The organism is Acinetobacter sp. ACNIH1 (genome assembly GCF_002934695.1).
In the GTDB taxonomy this organism is placed as follows: domain Bacteria; phylum Pseudomonadota; class Gammaproteobacteria; order Pseudomonadales; family Moraxellaceae; genus Acinetobacter; species Acinetobacter variabilis.
On record NZ_CP026420.1, the window covers coordinates 2,072,142 to 2,095,966 of the forward strand.

The following is a 23,825-nucleotide window of genomic DNA, read 5'->3' on the forward strand; positions in this document are numbered from 1 at the left end:
CCTTGTCTTAGCCTACAAATAACATGTCATGATTTGGATTGTCGAAGAATTCGAGTACCTTACCACCACCACGAGTCACGCAAGACAGTGGATCTTCAGCAACCACAACAGGCAGACCTGTTTCTTTAGCAAGCAGCTTGTCCAGGTTACGCAGCAATGCACCACCACCGGTCAACACGATCCCGCGTTCAGCGATGTCAGAAGACAGTTCAGGAGGTGTTTGTTCCAATGCAGATTTCACAGCAGACACGATGTTTTGTAGTGGATCAGAGATCGCTTGAGTGACTTCATCCGAGTTCACCACAATCGCGCGAGGCACACCTTCAGCCAGGTTACGGCCACGAACTTCAATTTCCAGCGGTTTTGCACCTTCATCTGGAAGTGCCATGCCAACTTCTTTTTTGATCACTTCAGCTGTGGTTTCACCGATCACGCAACCATGTGCCTTACGTACGTAGTTGATGATCTGTTCATCAAATACATCACCGCCAATACGCAGCGAGTCTGCATATACACAACCCTGCAACGAAATGACTGCAATCTCAGTTGTACCGCCGCCCACATCGACAACCATCGAACCACATGCCTGCTCAACCGGCATGCCTGCACCAATTGCAGCAGCCATCGGTTCTTCAATCAGACGTACTTCACGTGCACCCGCATTATAAACTGCTTCACGGATCGCACGGCGTTCAACCAGTGTCGATTTACATGGCACGCAAACCACTACGCGTGGCGCTGGCGGGAATAAACGTTTTTCGTGTACCTTACCAATGAACTGATTTAACATGGTTTCGGTCACTTCGAAATCCGCAATCACGCCGTCTTTCATCGGACGGATTGCAGAAATATTTGCTGGGGTACGACCAAGCATTTGTTTCGCGTCAAGACCTACGGCAGCAACAATTTTATGTGAACCACTGTGACGGATGGCTACAACCGTCGGTTCATTTAATATAATGCCTCGTCCTGGCGCATAAATAAGTGTATTTGCAGTACCTAAATCAATAGCGAGATCTGGCGAAAACAAGCCTATTAGTCGTTTTAGAATCACGGGGACGTTCTCAGTTAAACTTTATATGGACGCAAGGTGGCCACTTTAACTAAATGTGATGATTTGGACAAGTCAATCGCTTATCATAACGCATGATAATTTGAATTTTTTTTAATACTGATTAGGTAATATTATGTCTACATCGGATGCACAGTCTTCTGCAGATTTAAATGCAGAAACAGTTTCAGCTATTGCCAACCTCGCAAGGTTATCTCTTAATGATACGCAATCTGCTGAATATGCTCAAAGTTTAAATAAAATTTTAGGCATGATGGAAACGCTGAAAGGCATCGATACTGACGGTGTTGAACCACTGAAAAGCCCTTTCGACCACCCACAGCCTTTACGTGAAGATGTCGTGTCGGAAAGCAATCATCGTGAGGAATACCAAGCAGTTGCACCTGCTGTACAGAACGGTTTGTATCTCGTCCCACGCGTGATTGAGTAATTACTACCCAGTTCATTCTTTTTATTAAATTAAACGTAAAGAATTATTTCCCATGACAGATTTACACCGCTTATCCATTCGTGAACTGACTGAAGGTTTGGCAAATGCTCAATTTTCATCCCGCGAATTGACTCAACACTATTTAAAACGCATCGAAAAAATTGATGCACAGGTCAAGGCTTATGTGACCGTGACTGCTGAACAGGCATTAGCTCAAGCTGATGCTGCCGATGCTGCAATCAAAGCCGGCAATGCCACTGCCCTGACTGGCGTGCCCATTGCGCATAAAGATATCTTCTGTACCCAAGGCATTAAAACCACTGCCGGTTCTAAAATGCTGGACAATTTTATCTCTCCTTACGACGCGACCGTTGTAGCGAAAGGTAAAGCTGCGGGCTTAGTCACACTTGGTAAAGTGAACATGGATGAATTTGCCATGGGTTCAACTTCCGAGTCTTCTTATTTTGGCGCGACCAAAAACCCGTGGGCACTGGATCACGTTCCGGGCGGTTCTTCAGGTGGTTCTGCTGCGGTGGTAGCGGCTGATCTGGCACCCTTCGCAACCGGTACCGATACCGGTGGTTCGATCCGTCAGCCAGCGTCTTTCTGTGGTTTGACCGGTCTGAAACCGACTTATGGCCGTGTATCACGTTTTGGTATGATCGCGTATGCATCTTCTCTAGACCAAGGCGGCCCAATGGCACGTTCGGCTGAAGACTGTGCTTACCTAATGAATGTGATAGCCGGTCACGATGCTAAAGATTCAACATCAATGGACAAAGATGTTGATGACTACGTTGCTAACCTGAACGGTACTTCTGTAAAAGGTCTGCGCATTGGTATTCCAAAACAGTACTTCAATGTTGAAGGTCTGGATGCAGACGTGAAAGCACGCGTTGAAGAATCCTTAAAAAAACTGGAAGAAATGGGCGCAACTCTGGTTGAGATTGATCTCAACATGACTGAAGCTTATGTTCCAACTTACTACCTGATCGCACCTGCAGAAGCATCTTCGAACCTGTCTCGTTATGACGGCGTGCGTTATGGCTACCGTTGTGAAGAGCCAAAAGATCTTCTCGACCTTTACAAACGCTCTCGTTCAGAAGGTTTTGGTGCTGAAGTTCAGCGTCGTATCCTGATTGGTACCTATGCCCTGTCTGCTGGTTATTACGATGCTTATTATGTAAAAGCACAGAAAGTACGTCGTTTAATTCAACAAGACTTCTTAAAAGCTTTTGAATCTGTCGATGTCATCGCTGCGCCTTCTGCACCGACTACTGCATATCGTATCGGTGCAAACCTGTCTCCGGTTGAAATGTACTTAGGTGACATCTACACCATCGCGGTAAACCTTGCAGGCCTTCCTGCGATTAATGCGCCTGTTGGTTTTGACAAAGACAACTTGCCAGTTGGCTTACAGCTGATTGGTAACTACTGGTCAGAATCTCAATTGTTGTCTGTGGTACACCAGTATCAACAGGCAACTGATTGGCATACTAAACGCGCTGCAATTGCTGAGGAGAATGCATAATGGCTAAAAACGCTGCTAAACCAAAATCTAACCTGATTGATGGTTGGGAAGTCGTTATTGGTATCGAGATTCACACTCAGCTTGCGACTAAATCTAAAATCTTCTCTGGTTCATCAACTGAATTTGGTAATGATCCAAACACTCAGGCGAGCCTAGTAGACCTTGCGATGCCGGGCGTATTGCCAGTACTGAACAAAGAAGTCGTTGATCTTGCGATTCGCTTTGGTCTGGGTATCGATGCTTACATCGACCAAGCCTCTGTATTTGCACGTAAAAACTACTTCTACCCGGATTCTCCAAAAGGCTACCAGATCAGCCAGATGGATAACCCGATTGTAGGCTTGGGTCATATCGACATCCAGCTTGAAGATGGCACGGTTAAACGCATTGGCGTGACTCGTGCGCACCTTGAGGAAGATGCAGGTAAATCGATTCATGACCAGTTTGAAGGCATGTCAGGCATCGACTTGAACCGTGCCGGTACGCCGCTTCTAGAAATCGTATCTGAACCGGATATGCGTTCTGTTGAAGAAGCCGTGGCTTACATCAAGGCGATTCATACACTGGTACGCTGGTTAGGTATTTCTGACGGCAACATGGCAGAAGGTTCGTTCCGTGCCGACTGTAACGTATCTTTACGTCGTCCGGGTCAACCGTTCGGTACACGTTGTGAGTTGAAAAACCTGAACTCATTCCGTTTCATTGAACAGGCGATCAATGTTGAAATTGAACGTCAAATGGAAATTCTGGAATGGGACGGCACTATCGACCAAGAAACTCGTCTGTTCGACCCTGTGAAGATGGAAACCCGTTCAATGCGTTCTAAAGAAGAAGCGAATGATTACCGCTACTTCCCTGATCCAGACTTGTTGCCTGTGGTGATTCCAGATGCGCAAATCGAAGCGATTAAAGCGCAAATGCCTGAGCTTCCTGCTGCTCGTCGTGCGCGTTTCGTGGCGGACTTTGGTGTGACTGAGTATGATGCTCACGTACTGACACTGACTCGTGAAATGTCAGAATTTTACGAAGAAGTGGTGAAAGCTGCTGGCGGTGCTGCACAAGGTAAGATTGCAGCAAACTGGGTGATGGGTGAATTCTCAGGTGCTTTAAACAAAGCTGGCCTAGACCTTGCTGATTCTCCTGTGTCGAGTGAGAAATTGGGTGGTATGATCGCGCGTATTGTCGATAACACCATTAGCGGTAAGATCGCGAAACAAGTGTTCGGCTTTATGTGGGAAGAAGGCAAAACTGCGGACGAGATTATTGCGGAAAAAGGCTTGAAACAGGAAACTGATACAGGCGCGATTGAAGCAATTATTAAGGAAGTGCTTGCTGCCAATGAGAAGATGGTTGAAGAGTATAAATCTGGTAAAGAGAAAGCTTTCAACGGTCTAGTAGGTCAAGTGATGAAAGCATCACGTGGTAAAGCGAATCCTGCACAAGTGAATGAATTGATGAAGAAATTGATTGGTTGATTTATTCGCTAATCAATTGATTTCGTGTTATAAAAACCTCGCTTAATGCGGGGTTTTTATTAGTAGGAAATAAGATGACTGGTAATCCAAAAATATGGCGTTACATGGATTTAACAAAATTCTTAGCCATAATTATAAAAAAAGAATTGTACTTTAATCGTGCTGACAATTATGAAGATATTTATGAGGGTGAACTTGCATCTGGTGATAAAGAAATCTTACAGAGTAATCCTCAGCTAGAAATCATTATTCAAAGAGATTCCACATTCATCAATTGTTGGCATGAAAATGAAGTCGAATCTGCTGCAATGTGGAAACTCTACGGTGGAATAGATGATGCTATTGCCATCGAAACTGATTTAGTTAGATTACGTACAAGCCTTCCTACTAGTATAGAAATACAGAAAGTGCATTATATAGACTATGACAATAATTCTATTATAAGAATGTGCTTAGAAAAAAATAATGGATTAAATGTTCAAGATATTTTGGCTTATAAGCGTAAATCCTTTATGCATGAACAAGAATATAGAGCCATTTATTGGAAAGTACCTGATAGCGATAAATTAGATCAAAGTATGACATGGGCTCACCCCAAAGGTATCAATGTGGCAATTGATTGTTCTATTCTGATAAAGAAATTACATATCTCTCCATATGCATCCCCCCTATTAGAATCAATCATAAAATCAATACTACAAAAATATGATTTAGTACATATCCCTATTATTAAATCTCAGCTATACACACGCCTAAATTAAATTTTAACTCATAATAGCGATTTTTAAATACATCTGGCTATCGAAACCACGTTTTACGTTTGATTTTAATTATCCCTCTCCCATAGGGAGAGGTTTTTAAAAATACAAACGAGTGGTAAATCATTCAAATTTCAAAAATTTAATCATACAATCAACAAAACACTTACACCAAAAACAACATGACCATCAAAAAAGTATCCTCTATCGCCAAACTTGAAGACTTGGGACGAATCCAGCTATCCAAGTCCTTCTTTATGCTTGATTTCCTATATAGCGAAATTGCCAATTGGTACGGTGTACCTAACTTCCCAGACCATCCAGAAAAAGCTATCTACACAGGTACACAACTGTGTAAGCAACTGCTCGAACCATTACAAGAAAAATTCGGACGTATTGCCATTCGATCCGCTTATCGTTCGCCACAAGTGAATCAACTTGGCAACGAAAAAGGACATAACTGTGCTAGCAATGAAAAAAACTTTGCCAGCCATATTTGGGACTATCCCGACGAAAAGGGTTACGGCGCAACAGCGTGTATAGTCATTCCTTCATTTCTAGAACTGTATGAAAAAGACCAATCCAACTGGCAACAACTTGCCTATTGGATTCATAACAATCTGAACTATAGCCATCTGCAATTTTTCCCAAAACTTTGCGCTTTTAATGTTGGCTGGCATGAACAGCCTGCACGGGAAATTTATAGCTATATTCAACCGAAAGGTTATTTGCTACGGGATGAAGCGGTGAATGAAGAGTTTGAGAAGTTTTCTCCTGATCTTATTTAATTGTTCCTCTCATCCTCTGCCTTCTCCCAGTGGGAGAAGGAGCTTTCATTACAAATTTGAAATCCCTCTAAATCTCCCTTTAAGAAAGGGAGACTTTGTCATGTGATTAAAATGATACACGGTGTTCCCTCTCCTGAGCGAGTTTTAAAGCATTGTTTTTAAAACGAAGCGTAAGAAAGGATGAGAGCTAGGGAGAGGATTTAAAACATGCTATAAAATCAAAAAACAAACCGAAGAAAAACAAAAACATGTCAAATTACATTATCTTACTTAGCATTATCCTGATCATTCTTGTGTTTATCATTGGCGCATATCAGTCAAGAAGACGTAAATCTATCAAACCACGTACACTCACAGCCAGAGAAAGCAAACTAGCCAACCTTGCCGATGGTATCGAGCTAATTTTCACACCCATTTTTTGGATCATTAAACTCATGATCGGGATATTCAAATCATAAAGCGGTTATTAACGATTTTTTTGAATTTGATCATAAAATCGTGTCTGTCCCATATTGAAAATCACTCAACAGGAATACAATCTGCATATTCTCCCATCCCGCCCTTATCATGTCGAAAAATCTCGCTACGCTGATTGGCTTAAGTGCCATTTTACAGTGGTCGTCTATCGTGGGGTTACTCAAAAAAATCAGTTTTAGTATTGGACCTGACCTGGCTGTACTCATGATGTATAGCTTAAGCACCCTGCTCTTACTGGCTGTTTTTGGCGTTCCCAAACTCAAAACCATACCCAAATTTTATCTGCTGAGTGCAGCTGCATTATTTCTGGTGTATGAAATCTGCTTTGCCTATGCCGTAGCACTCGCACAAACTGCACAGCAAGCCATTGAAATTAGTTTAGTGAATTATCTGTGGCCCAGTATGACCATTGCCATGCTGATTTTATTTCATGAACTGAAATTTCACAGCTTAGTAGTGGTAGGGCTCAGTATTAGTGTGGCAGGTATTTTTTATATCCAGACGGGCAACGGTGATATTCATTTAGCAACCGTCATTCACAACATACAAGCCAATCCGACCAGTTATATATTGGCATTTATTGGGGCGAGTTTATGGTCGCTATATTGTGTATTTACCAAAAAATACAGCCAAGGACATAACCCGATCGTGTTCTTTTTCGCGATGGTAAGTGTGGTTCTCTGGAGCAAGACCCTGCTGTTAGATCACGAACAACTGCCACAACTTCTTAATATTGACTTGAATATCATGCTGTATATGTTGCTGGTGTCAGTCGTAACTGGCTTGGGTTATGCAGCCTGGAATATCGGGATTAACCAGGGCAATATCGCGATGCTGGTCGCATTGTCTTATTTTAGCCCGATTTTTTCGTCTGTCATTTCCATGTGGGTACTGAATACCAGTCTATCCCACACCTTTTGGATCGGCACGATGATGGTCACCTTAGGTTCATTTATTTGCTGGCTGTCGACCAACTGGGATGAAATTCGGGACCGACTGTTTCCAGGCAAGCTTTATAAAACTTAAACCACATTTTTGCGGTTTAAGTTTGGCTGCATCTGCAATCCATTAACGGGTGATGCCTAGTTTATTCCACACGTCAGGTGTCAAAAACGTCGTGACCAGTTTGCTCATATCGATATATTTGAGTACACCACTTAGCTGACTTTTGATTTCCGGATTTTTCAGTATTTCCTCACCTGTGACCTGCCCAAGCTCCTGGAAACTTTCACCCACTGCTTGTACTCCTTCAGCCTGAATGACCGCTTTGGTTTGGGTTGGACATTGCTCAACCAGAATCTGCTGTAAAACCGTCGCTAAATTTCTGTCGAGCGTTTCCTTTTGAGTTGCGGTTACATTGCTAAAAGCTTTCAGATCAGGATGATTACCCAATGCCACAAAGGTCCATTGCAAGACTGTGGTTTTATCGGTGGCTGTCGTCGATTTCATCAAACAGTCACTAAGCTGATCAACCGTTGGACCGGCTGTCACAATCTGAGTTGTACCCAGCAATGCTGTGGTCATGAAGACTGCCCGAAGACCCGATAAAGCTTTGAACCCCATATTCCTTTCCTTTTTCACCCGTTCAAACTGCTTGAACAATGCAGTTTCTTTGTAGCATGTAAAAGATTAGAAAACCTGTAGAACTCTGTAACCTGAGAGATAAAAAAAAGTCCCGACATCAGTCAGGACTTTTGGAACCGAATGAGGAAATCAGACTTACCAGATTTTTACCCGTTTATCTTCTTCCAGATACATCGGATCTTCTTGCTTGACGCTAAAGGCTTCATAGAAAGGTTTCTGGTTAAGTAAAGTGGCACGACCACGAATGGCTGCTGGTGAATGCGGGTCTGTTTTTAATAGCTGCAATGCCAGTTCTGGACGAACTTTGGCACGCCATGCTTGCGTCCAGCCAATATAGAAACGCTGATCTCCAGTATATCCATCAATCACCGGAGCAGGCTTTCCATTAAGAGACAATTTATAAGCTTCATAGGCAATCGCCAGACCTGAGTTATCGGCAATATTTTCACCTAAGGTCAGTTCACCATTGACATGATAGCCCGGTATCGCTTCATAAGCATTATATTGCTCGACCAGAGCTTTGGTTTTTTCCTTGAACTTTTTATCGTCTTCTTCTGTCCACCAGTTCTTCATGTTGCCATCTGCATCAAAGCGGCTGCCCTGATCATCAAAGCCATGACTAATTTCATGTCCAATTACTGCCCCGATTGCCCCATAGTTCACGGCATCATCGGCATTCATATCAAAGAATGGCGGCTGTAAAATCGCAGCAGGGAAAACAATTTCATTGCCCATCGGGTTGTAGTAAGCATTTACCGTTTGCGGCAGCATATGCCATTCTTCACGATCGACCGGTTTGCCCAGTTTATCCAGCGCGATGTCATAATTGAAACTGTTGGTACGACGCAGATTACCAATCAGGTCGCCATCTTTAATTTCCAGCTTGCTGTAGTCACGCCATTTATTTGGATAGCCGATTTTCACTCTAAAGCTTTTCAGCTTACGGTGTGCCTGTGCTTTGGTTTCTGCACCCATCCAGTCCAGTTTTTCCAGATTCTGTTCAAATGCCAGCAGCAGGTTTTCTACCAGTTTTTCCATGCGCTGTTTCTGTTCAGGCTGGAAATGTTTTGCGACATAGACTTGTGCCAGACTTTCACCGAGTACCGCATTGGTCATATCAACCCCACGTTTCCAGCGTGCCCGTTGCTCGGTCACACCGCGTAAGGTTTTGCTGTACATTTCAAAGTTTGCATCAGCAAATTCCTGACTTAAGTAAGGTGCAGCACCATCAATCAGATGGAATTTGAAATAGGTTTGCCATACATCGAGGGGTGTGCTACTTAAAATCTTGTTTAAATCTTCAAAATAACTTTTTTGCGCCACAATTACGGTTTTGGTTTTTTTGTCTAAACCCGTTGCTTTAAAGTAGGTTTTCCAGTCAAATTCTGGCACCAGGCTTTTGACGTCTTTCAATGTATAGATGTTATACATTTTTTCGAGATTACGGTTCTGCACGTTATCCCACTGAATTTTGGCAATTTCAGTTTCTAACTTCAGAATAGATTGTGCATGTGCAGCCGCTTCTGCTTCCGTTTCACCCGAGAGCGTCAACAGCTTAGCAATATGTTTAACATAGGTTTCACGGGCACTTTTCAGTTTTTCATCGTCTTTTAAATAGTAGTCACGATCTGGTAAGCCCAAACCACTTTGACCTAAAAACACCGCCATTTGATCAGACTTTTTCAAGTCAGGCATCACGCCAAATTCAAAAGGCGTACTGACACGGTTTTTTGCATAGTCTGCAAGCAATAAAGTAAAATCTTTCTTGCTTTTCATGGCCTCAATTTTGGCGATATCTGCTTTTAGCGGCTGGATGCCTTTTGCATTTAAAGTTTCCGTGTCCATAAAGCTGGCATACAAGCTCCCCACTTTCTGCTCATTGCTGCCATATTCCGATTTAGTTTTCGCCAGCTCTTCCACAATGTCATGTAATTGCTGGGTCGAATTTTCACGCAAAATTGTGAATGCACCCCAGTTTGGCATATCAGCTGGAATTTCCTCATGCTCTAACCAGTGCCCATTTACATGCTGATAGAAGTCCTGTTGTGGTGCGATTTTTTTATCAAAATGTTGAAGATGAATCCCCGAGCCAAGTGCTGCAATAGCGGTTTGATCTGAAGCATAATTTGCAGAGGAAACCGCTAATAAAGCACTTACCAATGCGGTTTTTAGAAAAATTTTCAAAGCTTGCTATCCTCGCGCTTCACTGCGCAGTTGAATTTATCAATACGTGTTGACCTAATAATCAAACACTTAAATCTTTATAAGCAGCATATATGCCAATTTTTAAACTGGTCTTGGCTCTGCCTGCTGGTTGTTTAGATAAAAAAATAGGCCTGTCTCTTTTCAGATAAACAGAGCTGTTTTTTTAAATCCTGTTACCAGATGGAGATTCGTTTTTCAGGTGATAAATACATCTTGTCCCCTTCTTTAATCTCAAAAGCTTCATAGAAACTTTGCTGATTGCGGACAGCGCCATTGCCACGCACATGACCAGGTGCATGGCTAGCAAGGTTTAGGCTATTTAACAAATATTCAGGATTACTTTTACTACGCCAGACTTGTGCCCAGCCTATATAAAAACGCTGATCTCCACTAAAGCCATCAATGACAGGTGCTGGCTGACCCTTGAGCGATAACTTGTAAGCCATATGAGCGATCCCTAAGCCCAAGTTGTCAGAGATATTTTCACTTTTATTTAATTCCGCATTCACCTTATGCCCTGGGAGAGCTTCGTATTGTTTATATTGCTCGACTAAGGCTTTGGTGCGTTCATTGAATTTTTTACGGTCGTGCTCGTTCCAGGTTTCTTCACCCTTGCCTTTGGCATCAAAGCGGCTTCCTCTATCGTCAAAACCGTGGCTAATTTCATGTGCGATAACAGCCCCTATAGCACCATAATTCACTGCAGGATCATGACTATCATCATAATAAAATGGCGCCTGCCAGATGGCCGCAGGTAATACGATTTCATTGAGCTTGACGTTATAGTAAGCATTGGCTGTTTGTGGCGACATGTGCCAGGCTTCTGGATCAATCGGCTCTCCCACCTGATCCAGTTCACGCTGGTAATTGAATAGCCGGGTCCGCTGGATATTACCAATCAGATCATCCTTACGAATCTCTAGGGCTGAATAATCCCGCCATGTTTTCGGATAACCGATTTTAATATTGATGCTGTCAAGTTTATGCCGTACTTGTTTTTTGGTATCCGAACCCATCCAGTCCGCCTGATCGAGTTTCAGATGAAAGGCTTTACGGACGTTTTCTACCATTTCCTGCATGGCCGGGCGCTGGCTTTCATTAAAGTGCTTTTCTACATAGAGCTTGCCAAGCACATTACCTAAAATACCGTTAGTGAGTTCCAGAGCGGACTCTTTCCGTGGAGAACGTGCTTGTACACCCTCTAGCGTTTTTTCATAAAATTCAAAATGATGATTTTGAAAAACTTCTGTTAAAAATGGTGAATAACTATTGATCAGGTTGAATTTCAAATAGGTTTGCCAGGTTTCAATTGGAACGACCTTCCATAACTGATCCAGCTGACGCAAATAATTAATCTGCGAGATCGCAACCTCTTTTCTTGCACCTTTTAAGCCCAGTTCTGAGAAATAATTCATCCAGTCAAAAGAAGGCATATAGTTAATGATATTTTTAGTCTCAACGAGATAGGTTCTCACCTCATCATTACGTAGCTCTACAGCGGACCAGCTAATTTTTGCCAATGCCTTTTCCAAAGCCAAGATAGTGCGAGCATCTTCAATCGGCTTAGGCTGACCGGCAAAATTCAGGGTATTGGCGATATAAAGCAGATAAGTATTGCGAATTTCCTGTTGTCGAGGCTGCTCACTCAGGTAAAAATCACGATCAGGCATCCCCAAGCCACCTTGCCCTACATACATCATAGCCTTGGAAGAAGCTTTACGGTCCTGATAAAAACGGGTAGAGAAAGGCAAATTCAGATTGATTTTTTCCGCATAGGCAAAAAACTCTGCCAGATCTTTTTTGGTCTTGATACTTTCAATCCGCTGCAGGTCTTGTTGCAATGCCTCAAGCCCAAGTTGTTCCAGCCGATCGGTATCCATATAACTGGCATAGAGATCTGCGACCTTTTGTTCATTGCTACCTTGCGGATACTGTTTTTTAGCCAGCTCATTAAAAATGTCAAATAACTGCTGGGTTGATTTCATACTCACTTCAGCAAATGCACCCGACAATGCCTGATCTTCTGGAATCTTTGCGGTTTTCAGCCAGTTTCCATTCACGAATTGATAAAAATCCTGCTTTGGATCAACCGTCCGATCAATCGCATTCAGATCAATTGCCGATTTTAATGAAGTTGTACTCACTGCATAACTCACAGACGAATGTAGAAATGCACCCACAAGAATCAAATGACTTAAAATACGTTTTCTCAAGCGATAAATCTCATTATTGTGTATGTTAAAAATCAATTAGTTTTTCTTGCTCAGTCCATAAGCACAAAACTGATAATTTTTAAGCAAAAGATATACCAATAATTTCTAGAATATGCCGTTGAATTAGCTTGTATTTAACAGGAGATATAGAAGAGAAAATCTGAGATGGCGATGGGAGATTCACTGTGAAATAAGGTTCGATTTGCAACCTAATACTAATTAATAGTTATTCCTATCAATAGGATAACTATTTATCTTCTATCATTGGTATTCGAAAGAAAAATATTACTTTTAAGTTCGCCTATGCTTAAGAAATACTTTTTTCAATATCACCAATCCTTAAAGTAGATGACTTTTCATGTGCATCTACTCTGCTAAATAAATGATCAAACTGCATGTGAAAATAATAGACTTATTTTAACTGTCTCAACTTATTCTTCGCCCCAGTATGGTTATAGTTGGTGGCCAGATTCTGCAGTACTCGTTTGGCCTGAACCTTGGAATTTGGAATACGGTTAGCATAGACTGGAATACTGCTTAAACAGCGTGCCACTAACATACCTGATTCAGTATAGACACGTGTTCCTTCTGTACCCTGTAATTTGCCATAGTTATAGGTACGCTGGGCATTATTGCAGGCATTGTTCAGGTTCTTACCGCTATTGATATCACGACGTGCAGCTACATACAATTTCATCTGTTGCTGTTGTGGCGTTTCGATACTAGTTGTACGAGCAGCAGGGACAGCAACCACTGTCGGTTCAACAGCAGGTATTTTTATTTCTTTCTTATCGGCTTCTTTTTTATCTAATTCCTTTTTCTCATCTTTGACTGAGGTTTTGGCTGCATTCTTGTCGGGTAGTCAGACGCAGTTACCTACGTCCAACCCCCTAAGAACCGTGCATGCGAGTTTCCCAGCACACGGCTCAAGCCTCTGCTAAGGCGCCATTCGGCACCCGGTTATACATCGTTGACATTGGCAAACTGAACACTCCTCGGACAATACAGATGGTAAATCTCAAGATTAGCAACTGCATCCGTTCCACCATGACTTAGCTTCACAATATGACGGCTGTGCCATGGTGTATCTTTGGTGACTGGTTTAAGACAGGCGCAGCAGCGACCACCTTGTTTTAGCCACACCCGATACAGCTTGGCTCGCCCCTTTGCGGAGACCAGCATTCTTTTACCCCATCGGGATTCGAAGTACTCATCCCATGCGGGGTCATGAGGGTTAGCAGCAGCCTTGATCTTGATATGTCGCACAATTGGCGTGTCCGAGGCAGACACTAATGTGTATTGTCGCTTCCGACCATCGGCGGACTGTTCATCACATGAGAACACCCATCGACGCGCTCCTTGTACTTTGAAATACCGATCTTTGACCCATCGGAGTGTCTTGCGAGGGTGGCGACGTACAGCCCATCGCCAGAGCATTTCCCACACTGCGTTGTCTACCTGGTTGAAAACCTTCTTGGCAACGACATGACTATGATAGTTGGCCCAACCCCTTAGAATCGGGTTGAGCAAACCGATCAAAGTGGCCTGTCGTGTCGCTTTGTTTGCATTGATTAATGCTCGCAGCTTGTCAAGATGAGCGCTGATGTTTGCCTTTGACGGCTTGATCAGTAGCTTGCCGTTGTACTTACGTACGTTCCAGCCAAGAAAATCGAACCCGTTCCCTATGTGCGTGATTTTGGTCTTTTCCTGAGAGAGCACGAGACCGCGCTGCGCCAGAAATTCAACCACGGCAGGACGAACTTCATTTTCGAGCCACTCTTTAGAATACCCCGTGATGATGAAATCATCCGCATACCGTACCAGTTGCAGCTTTTTGCCTGTCCATTTGGCGTTAGAGAACCTCTTCGCCAGCATCGTTTCCAGTCCGTCCAAGGTCATGTTGGCCAGCACCGGGGAGATAATACCTCCTTGCGGTGTTCCGGAACGACTGGGAAACAGCTTGCTTTGGTAGACGTAACCGGCTTTGAGCCATTTCCGTAGAATCACCTTGTCCATTGGGAGGTTGGCGATCATCCAGTCATGGCTGATATTGTCGAAACAGCCTTGAATGTCACCCTCTAGCACCCACTCCGCACTTACTTTTCTTGACAGCACACCAAAGCACTGTGCTGCAGCATCCGCGGTTGAGCGTTGCGGTCTGAACCCATAAGAGTTCCGATCAGCGATGGTCTCCGCGATGGGTTCCAAAGCCAGCAGATGGAGCGCCTGCATGGCCCGGCATTTCATCGTGGGTATCCCGAGAGGTCTCATCTTGCCATTTTTCTTCGGAATAAGGACTCTCCGAAGCGGAAGGGGCGTGTAACCTCGCCTCTTCAACGACATCATCGCACCGGTCTTGGCCTTGGGTGTATTCCAAGTCACCTTGTCGACCCCAGCCGTGTTTTTGCCTTTGTTTTCAGACACTCGTTTGACGGCCAATGCTTTGCCACTAAACGAGTGAGTCAGCAGCCATTGCAAAGCTTTCGCCTTGTTATGCCTGCCGTCTTGTACCGCCTTCACAATACGCGCTTGCAGCCCTCTGACATGACGCTGTACAGCAATCCAATCGATGCTGTCCCACGATGTGCTGGAAGGTGCACACGCTGATACTGCTGCATTCATTTGCTCTCCCTCCATTAAAAGGGTTCTACACACTCTCTTGTGATGAGAGACCATAAGGACGTCAGCCCGCTTTCGCGTGGGGTAATGTTTCAACCTCTATCCAACCCATTACAGACTGGCATTCGCTTTTTCCTCGTTCCTTCGCCCGCATCACCATGGGCAGTTTTTGCAAACTGCTTTCCCAATGGGAGTAATACGGGATTTCCACGTTCCGCTTACTGAAGTACATCGGCTTAGGTGCCTGCTATCGACCGGGAGGCGTATGGGTCACGAATGCGTAGTCGAAAGACGCAATTCCCACCTCCATTACCGTTTTGGTTCGAGCGTATCAGCCATTTCCGCTCGTTCAACTTAACGATCGTTACGCAGATTCACATGTGTTCACCATACCGATTATCTAGCCCTTGTCCGGCTATGGCTGCCAGAAGGGTACGCCTCTCACGATTGATACCCCGCACCTTGCGGTGCCTCGTTACATTGTCGAAGGCGCTCTTTATTCAGCCTTCTAGATTCACCCGGTGACACGGGTGGTTCCCGCAGGGGGAACAACTTCATTAAGCGACTTCGTGTCGCACCTCGACAATTTTATTAGACTTAGTCGTAGTCTTATGGCCCTGATAGAAATGACGCGCTTCAGCTGGGCTTTGAAGTTTGCTCAGGATCCGGACTACACGGGTAGTATTATTCTTATCTAGCTGACGTTCAGCAATCGGCTCAATAGAAACAATCCAGTTTTGCCCTTGAGGCATTGTACATTGATAGGCACCAATGCCTTGGGTGACATAACGGTTTTTGCTTAAACGGTTCTTCTGGGCAGAATCTTTTACTGAAGCTAACTGGCTTTTGTATAACAGAGAAAACTTGCCGCCCTGTTCATGACAGTACTGGCTTAAAGTGGTTCGTGGATAGAGGGATTGTGGCTCTAAATGCTGCTTGGATTTTTCCCATGAATAAACATATTCTTTTGCCGAACCGTCAGCTTGATTCAGGTTTCTTTTAACGATCAGTTCTTGAGGACTTGCATAAGGATGCTGCATATCTGATTTCATTTGCTGAATACTGTTACATCCAGCCAGACTTGCTACACATATTGTTGGAATTATTAATTTTAGCTTCACTGCTTATCTCCCCCAGGCCTCTATAACATATAGCAAATATGCTAAAAAAACAATCTCAACAGATTGATAAATATAAAAATATAGCGAGACCTATCACTAAAAATGAGGAATAGAGTGCCTAATTCATCTAGCTTAAAACCAAATAAATTGATCAAATTAACATTCTTCAATATCAATAAATACGTTGGATTACTCATCAATTGAAAGATGAAGCAGTAGAAAAAAGATATTAAAAAAACCGAAGAAACGGATCAGTTCTCCGGTTACTCATTCAACAAAAATTAGAGATATTATTATCATGTATGATAACGGCAATTATGCTCTCTATCGCTGTCTGAATGAGATTATAATTTGAATAATTTCCTTTACGTACACTAGGGTCTGTTGACATTTACTGTTCATAATTAAACCTATAAAGGTAGCCATAAAAATATACAGGCTAAGGCAACAGCACTTTGATAATTTCTTTTGAGCTTGTCATATCGAGTAGCTATTCCTCTAAATTGCTTTAATCTACAAAACATATTTTCAACTAAATGCCTGATTTTATATAAATACCAGTCCATATGATCATTGTTCGATTGGCTATTTATTTTCTTTGGTATATTCGCTTTAGTCCCTGTTTTTCTGATCTGTTCACGCAGTGGTTCTGAATCATAGCCTTTATCTGCGCAGACCACTTTTGTCTCTTTTAAGTCTAATGTTGATATTAAATCAGGTGCAACTTTGACATCATGTGTGGTTCCATCGGTAATCATGAAATCAACAGGATTGCCATTTGCATCAACAATCAAATGTATTTTTGAGGAGTTTCCTCCTACACTTTTAGAAATGGATTGATTCGCTATACCGGCAGAATGTTGATGAGCACGTACGTGAGAGCCATCAATAAAAATCCACTCCATATCGGGGCATGAGGCTAGTAATTTGAATAATCTAAGTAACTTACCGCTGCTTGACCAACGATTAAAACGTTTGAAAATAGAGTTTGATTGACCGAAATAGGAAGGAATATCTCGCCACGGACAGCCTGTTCTAATTCTATAGAGAATAGCTTCAATAAAATTGCGTAAATTTGAGTTGTGGTGAATGGATAAATTACGCAGAATAACTTTCAACTTTTGCCAGTGTTGATCTGTCAGCATGGTACGAGGCATAGCGAATAGTAAAATTGTGTTTGGCGATTTGATTTTACTACTTCGCTATTTTTTAAGCTAAAAGTGTCAACACACCCTAATTGTTTTTATACGCCATATTATTGGAAATTAAATACCACCCTGGCTGGCCTTTAAAATTCTAGACAAAAAAAATAGCTTGAATACCCTAATACTGGGATGTTTGGGTACCACTCATCCTATTTTTTTGTACTTCTGCAGATCGTAATTTTCAACTTGATGTTGAATAAAAATTAATCAATAAAAAAGCCAAACCTGTGCTGGTCTGGCTTTTAAAATTGTCTATGAATATAAGAAAAAATTAATCGAGATGGGATTCAAATGCTTTCAAACGTTTATAGATGGAGAGCAATTCAATAATCGTAGGCCAGGATAAAATCAGATACTGGAAAGACTCACGAACCTTACCGAAAACATTCAGGATCTGCATCATCAAACCGAGTGTAATCGCACCCGCGGCAATACTTGGAAACAAAATAAATAATCCGTAAATATTGTCCAGTTGTAGATACCAGATACGAACCATATTGAAATAGGCATAGTGGAAATACAAACGGAAATAATTCTTACGTACCCGGCTAAACAGTTCTTGCAAGGTAAGCGGGTGAGCACGATCAGCATAATCTTCACCATAAACCAGCTCTTTACGATAAGCCGCTTCAACTTTCTGATTATTGAATTCCAGTCCAGGGAGTTTCATTCCGACAATCATTAAAATCACAGTTCCCATAACTGCCCAACCGATCGACGCCCACATTAATGCATGCGGTATTTCACCGACAATCGGCAGTACTTTTACATGACTCGATAATTCATACAGGATTGGCAGGAAAGCCATTAATAGCATCAGAGATTCAATAAGTGAGACACTCAGCTGTTCCGTAGTTTTGGAAAAACGCATGGTATCTTCCTGAATACGCTGTGACGCCCCTTCAATATGACGTAACTTTTCCCAATGCGCCGTATAGTAGTCATTCATCGCTGTACGCCAGCGGAATACATAATGACTGACAAAGAACAGGTTAAACACCGCCAGCGTGACATAGACCATGGCAATATAAATAAAGGTCAATGCACCTTGATATAATAGGCTGACATCTCCGCCCCCTTGGGTAAGCATATTCTGGATCTGGTCATAGAACGGGCTATACCATTCATTTAAGACGACATTAACCTGCACCCCAAACCAGATATTGAACAGGATAAAGGCCGAGCCCCACACGGACCAGCGCTGCCAGGGATGTTTCGCTTTAAAATACCAGAAGGTAGCGAATATCGCGGTACTTACAAAAAACCAGAGATAGAACCAGAGAAATTTTGGCGCCCAGAAACGGCTGATTCCTATCGGCATTTTAAGATCATGATAACCTTCAGTCATACCTAAATAGACACCCCAGCCTGATCCACCACTATGCCAAAGGCCAAGATTGATCAGAAACCACAGTACCAGACTACTAAAAAACCACACTGGTTGTGGAAAAAATGACTTAAACATTGGGGCTTAATTCTCCTTATAGATGTACGGGTCATCCAAATGACGCACAGTTTATTCTTATTTTCAGACTTTCAACGAACTGCAGCATAAATTTGCAATTCAATGTAAAAAATTACATACAAACACAAAATCGCTAAAGCCAAATTAATATCAGATTATATGATTCTTGCTTTAATAGTAGCGCATAACGTATGCAATAGAATGAAGGAGATCATGACTGGCCTGTCAAAAAGTGACAAGTAGATATTGCGCTAGATTGACTATTTGACGCCGTTTGTCTTTTTCTCTTCTTTTCGTCGGTAAATGGACTAAAAATGTTCGAGTTTAAGAAACACAAATCGTTTGAAAGTTAAATCTTAATCTTTAGCTCTTTAATTTACTGGATTAAGCGCTTTTTAAGAAAAAACTGATCGACTTGTTGACTTATGTCTCGGTTTTTCAAAAATTAGTTAAATTTGCAAAAATCATGTTAAGATTAAAAAACAGCGAAGTATCAATATTTGGGAATAAAAATATGGAAAGTTCTGTGATTGAATTACTTAAGCCAGTGACCTTGGAAAAGGAAAACTGTCACCCGATTATTTTTGAAGCTGGTACTGTTTTAAAAGTTGTGATGCAAACGCCTACCAGCCTTTTAGTTAGTAATGATGATGACTTTAACTTTACTATTCCATTGAAAGATGAGAACGATGTTTGGAGAGAGCTATAGAGACTGTAAATAAAACTGTGTAAACGCTTAAACTATCCCTCAACGCTGTTGGGGGGCAACACAGGTGTTTACCATGAAAGATGAAGCAATGCTGGCATTGGCAAAAGAATTTGCTAAGAACTTAAAAACAGAAGCTGACCTGAATAATTTCAGTAAAGCTTTAAAGAAACTCACCGTTGAAACTGCACTCAATGCTGAACTGACTGAACATTTAGGCTATGAGAAGAATAGTCCTCGTATAGGCAAAAATACACGTAATGGCTATACAACCAAACGGCTATTTACTGATGATGGTGAATTTGAACTAGACACGCCTAGAGATCGTGATGGCACTTTTGAGCCCCAGCTGATCAAGAAGAGTCAAACCCGTATCACACAAATGGATAGCCAAATCCTATCCCTATACGCCAAAGGCATGACGACACGAGATATCGTTGCCACATTCAAGGAAATGTACGATGCGGACGTCTCCCCAACGCTTATTTCCAAAGTGACGGATGCAGTTAAAGAACAAGTAATAGAATGGCAAAATCGACCATTGGATGCCCTTTATCCTATTGTCTATATGGATTGTATCGTCGTGAAAGTGCGTCAAGATAGTACGATTATTAACAAAGCGGTGTATCTGGCATTAGGTGTCAATACAGACGGACAGAAAGACTTATTAGGTATGTGGATGTCAGAAAACGAAGGTTCTAAATTTTGGCTCTCAGTCCTTACAGAACTGAAAAATCGTGGGTTAAAGGATATTCTGATTGCCTGCGTAGATGGACTGAAGGGCTTTCCTGATGCAATCAATACAATTTACCCTGATACGCATATTCAGTTGTGTATCATCCACATGGTACGCAACAACCTTAAATATGTGAGTTGGAAAGACTACAAAGCTGTCACAGCCGATTTAAAAAAGATATATCAAGCTGTTACAGAAGACGCAGCCTTACAGGCTTTAGATGAATTTGGACAAAAATGGGATGAGAAGTATCCTCAAATCAGCAAGTCATGGCTTGCCAACTGGTCGAATCTAAACACGTTTTTCGCTTATTCTATGGATATTCGCAAAGCGATTTACACGACGAATGCGATTGAATCATTGAACAGCGTTATCCGCCATGCAACCAAGAAAAGAAAAATCTTCCCAACTGATGATTCCGTGAAAAAGGTGGTATATTTAGCAATTATGGCAGCAAGCAAAAAATGGACGATGCCTATTCAGAATTGGAAAGCTGCCATGAATCGCTTTAGTATCATGTTTGAAGAGCGTGTAACCAAGTATTTTTAAAACTGTATTTACACAGAATTATTTACACCCTCGAGCTATAAGCACTCTGCTCTCCTCTTTATGGGGTTATGTCTACACCTAGTCTCTCAACGATATAACCCTAACTCTTCTATGTAGCACCAAGATTTTATAATTTATACTTCCTTTCAAAACCGGCTTTAATAAAAAATTAATAGGCTGCGCTATATTTCTATTTTATATTAAATGTGTTTTCAAATATTTCTAATTTAATGCCTATTATTTAATAGAAAGCTGATGAATTAATTTCTAAAAATATAAATCAAAACCATTTTTCACATTAAATAATCAAAAGAGTCTTATTTATAGCACTCAAAATTACTCAATCACTTAATATGCACAACCTTAAATATCATTATTAATATATTAAAAATCACTGAAAAATTATTTTACAAATATACAAAGAATATCAATCTTTCCTACTGAATATTTCCAAATTTTACAAAGTAACTTTACATGTCAAAAGTGTTTCTTTTCTGCGCCTAACGCCATTTTGAAAAATAGAATATGTTATAAAAATAATTAGATTAAAAATCACACAGTTTAACTCTAATTTTTAATCTACTTTATATCATGTACTTAGGTGGATTTATGTCAGACATACATAGGGAACAAAATTTAGAAGATTCATCTAGCTTATCTTATATATCGCCAAAGATGATTTTAAATGATTGCAACCTGAATATGGACTCAAATCAGGTTGTTTTATTTCTTGATATTGACGGAACAATCTCTGAATTTCACCCAGATCCAGATAAAAGTATAATTCATCCTGAAATTATAAATATATTGAAAAATTTACAACAATATATTCAGCTGATATTAGTTACTGGTCGTTCGATTTTACAAGCACAAAAACTTATTCACCCTCTGCAATGGAATATCGCTGGATCACATGGTCTGGAATTAATCTATCAAGCTGATTTAAAGACATTAATCTCTTTAAATAAGCCGCAGCTACAAGCCCTAAAACAATATATTCAGGAACAGGCAGTTCAAATCCCTGATTTGCGGATCGAGGTTAAAGATTATTCTGTTGCGCTACATTTTCGTGAACATCCTCAACTAGAAGATCGCGTACATGCTTTTGCGCTGGAATGTCTCAACCAGTTTTCCGACTTTGAGTTAAAAGCTGGCAAGTATGTTTTTGAACTGGTGCCCAAAGGCGCCAATAAAGGTTCAGCGATTCAACAGATTATTCAGCAATACCATCTCACTGATCATTATCACATGTTTATTGGTGATGACCTGACCGATGAAGCCGGATTCAAGGTCATCAATGCCCTTCACGGCTGCTCAATCAAAGTAGGCCTTGGCCAGACCCTAGCACGGTACAGACTGGAGAACGTCTCTCAAGTTCAGGCCTTCCTGAAAGAATTTTTAAATGTAATTGAAGTACAAGAACAACAACCATTGGAGAAATCACATGTCTAAACTCATTGTGTTATCAAACCGTGTGAATCTACCTAACCCAGAAAGTATGAAGGCTGGTGGATTGGCTGTTGCATTGCAGGATGCATTGCATGATATAGGCGGTATCTGGGTTGGATGGAATGGCTCCAGAGTTGACCAGAACAAGGAACAGAAATTTCAGATTCTGAAACATCAGAATGTGGAATATCATACCAGTGCACTGAGCGAAGCCCAGTACCAGGGTTATTATTGTGGTTTTTCTAATAATGCCTTATGGCCATTAATGCATGACCAGCATCAACGTGTTGAATATCAGCCACAGGATTTTAAAACCTATAAAGATGTCAATTTGCGTTTTGCCAAACACCTGAAACAGGTGGCTTCACCGCATGACATCATCTGGATTCATGATTATCATTTCCTGAGTGTGGCGCATTACTGTCGTAAATTAGGCATGCGCAACCGGATTGGATTCTTCCTGCACATTCCTTTCCCAGAACTGAAACTTTGGCAAACGCTGCCTCCTTATCAGGAACTGGCCCGACATCTGGCAGATTTTGATGTCATTGGTCTGCAGACTCCACGCGATCAGGCCAACTGTATTGATTTCCTGGAACAGGTATTAAATATTCAGCATCGCAATGATGAAATCCTGAGTTATCAGTCTAAACGGATTTATGTGAAGGCTTATCCAATCGGTGTACATCCGGCGCAGCTTCAGAAGCAGGCTGCTGAGAGTCAAGTCACTGACCTGCCCTTTGATCTGGATAAAGCACATGCCCATAAGACTATTATTTCGGTTGACCGGATTGACTACAGTAAAGGGCTGCTGGAGAAAATTCATGCATTCCAGGAGTTACTGGATGAACAGCCTGAATTTAAAAATCAGTTCCAGCAATTACAGATTGCCTGCCCATGCCGACTGGATGTGAACAGCTATAAAAAACTTTATGAACAGTTCCAGGCCGCAGTGCAGAATTTAAATCATCAGCATGGCAATGCAAACTGGCTACCTTTTGACTGTAGCTATGACACTTTGGGTCATGAAGCCCTGATGCAGCTTTACCGTAAGGCAGATATTTGCTGGGTGAATTCAATCCGTGACGGGATGAATCTGGTGGCTAAGGAATATATTGCTGCGCAAGATCCATTGGATCCAGGGGTATTGATTCTGTCTAAATATGCCGGGGCTGCCGAGCAAATGAAAGAAGCCTTACTAGTCGATCCTTATGATCAGGACAGTATGGCCAAAGCCTTGAAAAGAGCCTTGCGTATGCCTAAGTCGGAACGTTTGGAACGTTACCGCTATTTACAGCAAGGCTTGAAGAATTTCGATATCATTCGCTGGCGTGATCAGTTCCTGTCTGATCTGAAAAAATCACAAAGCTTGCGAATTTATCGACCAGTGGCCAAAGGCATTTCGACCCAGTTCAATATGCATGCCTAAGGTCTGAAAGCCC

At 41.9% G+C, this 23,825-nt stretch carries 18 protein-coding genes and 1 pseudogene; 10 read left to right on the forward strand and 9 right to left on the reverse strand.

Translation table 11 applies throughout. The features are described from left to right. Window positions 1–7: 7 nt before the first annotated feature. A complete protein-coding gene (locus tag C3F22_RS10165; protein ID WP_005234480.1) occupies window positions 8–1,054 on the reverse strand; it encodes a rod shape-determining protein in 1,047 nt (348 codons plus the stop codon). Between the two features lie 133 nt (window positions 1,055–1,187). On the opposite strand from C3F22_RS10165, the gene gatC reads away from it, so the two are divergent. The 6 genes from gatC (at window position 1,188) to yddG (ending at window position 7,557) form a co-directional block, all read left to right on the forward strand. After that, window positions 1,188–1,502, forward strand: coding sequence for an Asp-tRNA(Asn)/Glu-tRNA(Gln) amidotransferase subunit GatC (gene gatC / locus C3F22_RS10170; protein WP_104426485.1), 315 nt, complete (start codon window positions 1,188–1,190; stop codon window positions 1,500–1,502). 52 nt (window positions 1,503–1,554) lie between these two features. Then, window positions 1,555–3,033 carry an Asp-tRNA(Asn)/Glu-tRNA(Gln) amidotransferase subunit GatA gene (gene gatA / locus C3F22_RS10175; protein WP_104426486.1) on the forward strand — a complete coding sequence of 493 codons (1,479 nt, stop codon included), beginning with the start codon at window positions 1,555–1,557 and terminating at the stop codon, window positions 3,031–3,033. Next, on the forward strand, window positions 3,033–4,508 hold the full coding sequence (gatB, locus tag C3F22_RS10180; RefSeq protein WP_034703392.1) for an Asp-tRNA(Asn)/Glu-tRNA(Gln) amidotransferase subunit GatB: 1,476 nt from the start codon (window positions 3,033–3,035) through the stop codon (window positions 4,506–4,508). The genes gatA and gatB overlap by 1 nt, the downstream gene beginning before the upstream one ends. Window positions 4,509–4,582: 74 nt before the next feature. Next, window positions 4,583–5,269 (forward strand): DUF2971 domain-containing protein, encoded by a 687-nt coding sequence (locus C3F22_RS10185; RefSeq protein ID WP_104426487.1) that lies wholly within the window; start codon window positions 4,583–4,585, stop codon window positions 5,267–5,269. Between the two features lie 179 nt (window positions 5,270–5,448). Next, window positions 5,449–6,054, forward strand: coding sequence for a hypothetical protein (locus tag C3F22_RS10190; RefSeq protein WP_104426488.1), 606 nt, complete (start codon window positions 5,449–5,451; stop codon window positions 6,052–6,054). A 567-nt stretch (window positions 6,055–6,621) separates the two neighbouring features. Beyond that, the gene (gene yddG, locus C3F22_RS10200) at window positions 6,622–7,557 is read left to right on the forward strand and encodes an aromatic amino acid DMT transporter YddG (protein ID WP_104426489.1); all 936 of its coding nucleotides are present in this window, start codon (window positions 6,622–6,624) and stop codon (window positions 7,555–7,557) included. 42 nt (window positions 7,558–7,599) lie between these two features. On the opposite strand, the gene C3F22_RS10205 is transcribed toward yddG, so the two are convergent. The 8 genes and pseudogenes from C3F22_RS10205 to sbmA form a co-directional block, all read right to left on the reverse strand. Then, window positions 7,600–8,094 carry a hypothetical protein gene (locus C3F22_RS10205; protein WP_104426490.1) on the reverse strand — a complete coding sequence of 165 codons (495 nt, stop codon included), beginning with the start codon at window positions 8,092–8,094 and terminating at the stop codon, window positions 7,600–7,602. A gap of 156 nt (window positions 8,095–8,250) precedes the next feature. Beyond that, the gene (locus C3F22_RS10210; RefSeq protein ID WP_005234467.1) at window positions 8,251–10,299 is read right to left on the reverse strand and encodes a M13 family metallopeptidase; all 2,049 of its coding nucleotides are present in this window, start codon (window positions 10,297–10,299) and stop codon (window positions 8,251–8,253) included. 194 nt (window positions 10,300–10,493) lie between these two features. Beyond that, window positions 10,494–12,533, reverse strand: coding sequence for a M13 family metallopeptidase (locus tag C3F22_RS10215; protein ID WP_104426491.1), 2,040 nt, complete (start codon window positions 12,531–12,533; stop codon window positions 10,494–10,496). 412 nt (window positions 12,534–12,945) lie between these two features. Next, window positions 12,946–13,392 (reverse strand): annotated as a pseudogene (locus tag C3F22_RS10220) (hypothetical protein); the annotation flags it as partial. A 101-nt stretch (window positions 13,393–13,493) separates the two neighbouring features. Beyond that, entirely contained in the window at window positions 13,494–15,155 is a 1,662-nt protein-coding gene (ltrA, locus tag C3F22_RS10225) for a group II intron reverse transcriptase/maturase (RefSeq protein ID WP_005265392.1), read from the reverse strand. Between the two features lie 554 nt (window positions 15,156–15,709). Further along, window positions 15,710–16,273 (reverse strand): hypothetical protein, encoded by a 564-nt coding sequence (locus C3F22_RS10230; RefSeq protein WP_228203537.1) that lies wholly within the window; start codon window positions 16,271–16,273, stop codon window positions 15,710–15,712. 410 nt (window positions 16,274–16,683) lie between these two features. Continuing rightward, complete coding sequence (locus tag C3F22_RS10235) at window positions 16,684–17,430, reverse strand: IS5 family transposase (RefSeq protein WP_005234608.1); 747 nt, start codon at window positions 17,428–17,430, stop codon at window positions 16,684–16,686. Between the two features lie 319 nt (window positions 17,431–17,749). Continuing rightward, entirely contained in the window at window positions 17,750–18,943 is a 1,194-nt protein-coding gene (gene sbmA, locus C3F22_RS10240) for a peptide antibiotic transporter SbmA (RefSeq protein ID WP_034170398.1), read from the reverse strand. A gap of 514 nt (window positions 18,944–19,457) precedes the next feature. Here sbmA and C3F22_RS10245 point away from each other — a divergent pair. From C3F22_RS10245 to C3F22_RS10260, 4 genes are all read left to right on the forward strand, one after another. Then, window positions 19,458–19,652 (forward strand): hypothetical protein, encoded by a 195-nt coding sequence (locus C3F22_RS10245; protein ID WP_004783113.1) that lies wholly within the window; start codon window positions 19,458–19,460, stop codon window positions 19,650–19,652. 73 nt (window positions 19,653–19,725) lie between these two features. Then, on the forward strand, window positions 19,726–20,934 hold the full coding sequence (locus C3F22_RS10250; protein WP_004672268.1) for an IS256 family transposase: 1,209 nt from the start codon (window positions 19,726–19,728) through the stop codon (window positions 20,932–20,934). A 609-nt stretch (window positions 20,935–21,543) separates the two neighbouring features. Beyond that, window positions 21,544–22,386 carry a trehalose-phosphatase gene (otsB, locus tag C3F22_RS10255; RefSeq protein ID WP_104426492.1) on the forward strand — a complete coding sequence of 281 codons (843 nt, stop codon included), beginning with the start codon at window positions 21,544–21,546 and terminating at the stop codon, window positions 22,384–22,386. Then, the gene (locus C3F22_RS10260; protein WP_104426493.1) at window positions 22,379–23,812 is read left to right on the forward strand and encodes an alpha,alpha-trehalose-phosphate synthase (UDP-forming); all 1,434 of its coding nucleotides are present in this window, start codon (window positions 22,379–22,381) and stop codon (window positions 23,810–23,812) included. Before otsB ends, C3F22_RS10260 begins: the two co-directional genes overlap by 8 nt. Window positions 23,813–23,825: the final 13 nt, after the last annotated feature.

Coding starts and splice junctions, on each gene's coding strand:
- yddG (WP_104426489.1), top strand. CDS start 6,622: ATGTCGAAAAATCTCGCTACGCTGATTGGCTTAAGTGCCATTTTACAG.
- C3F22_RS10245 (WP_004783113.1), top strand. CDS start 19,458: ATGGAAAGTTCTGTGATTGAATTACTTAAGCCAGTGACCTTGGAAAAG.
- gatC (WP_104426485.1), top strand. CDS start 1,188: ATGTCTACATCGGATGCACAGTCTTCTGCAGATTTAAATGCAGAAACA.
- C3F22_RS10190 (WP_104426488.1), top strand. CDS start 5,449: ATGACCATCAAAAAAGTATCCTCTATCGCCAAACTTGAAGACTTGGGA.
- C3F22_RS10260 (WP_104426493.1), top strand. CDS start 22,379: ATGTCTAAACTCATTGTGTTATCAAACCGTGTGAATCTACCTAACCCA.
- sbmA (WP_034170398.1), bottom strand. CDS start 18,943: ATGTTTAAGTCATTTTTTCCACAACCAGTGTGGTTTTTTAGTAGTCTG.
- C3F22_RS10235 (WP_005234608.1), bottom strand. CDS start 17,430: ATGCCTCGTACCATGCTGACAGATCAACACTGGCAAAAGTTGAAAGTT.
- otsB (WP_104426492.1), top strand. CDS start 21,544: ATGTCAGACATACATAGGGAACAAAATTTAGAAGATTCATCTAGCTTA.
- gatB (WP_034703392.1), top strand. CDS start 3,033: ATGGCTAAAAACGCTGCTAAACCAAAATCTAACCTGATTGATGGTTGG.
- ltrA (WP_005265392.1), bottom strand. CDS start 15,155: ATGAATGCAGCAGTATCAGCGTGTGCACCTTCCAGCACATCGTGGGAC.
- C3F22_RS10205 (WP_104426490.1), bottom strand. CDS start 8,094: ATGGGGTTCAAAGCTTTATCGGGTCTTCGGGCAGTCTTCATGACCACA.
- C3F22_RS10250 (WP_004672268.1), top strand. CDS start 19,726: ATGAAAGATGAAGCAATGCTGGCATTGGCAAAAGAATTTGCTAAGAAC.
- gatA (WP_104426486.1), top strand. CDS start 1,555: ATGACAGATTTACACCGCTTATCCATTCGTGAACTGACTGAAGGTTTG.
- C3F22_RS10185 (WP_104426487.1), top strand. CDS start 4,583: ATGACTGGTAATCCAAAAATATGGCGTTACATGGATTTAACAAAATTC.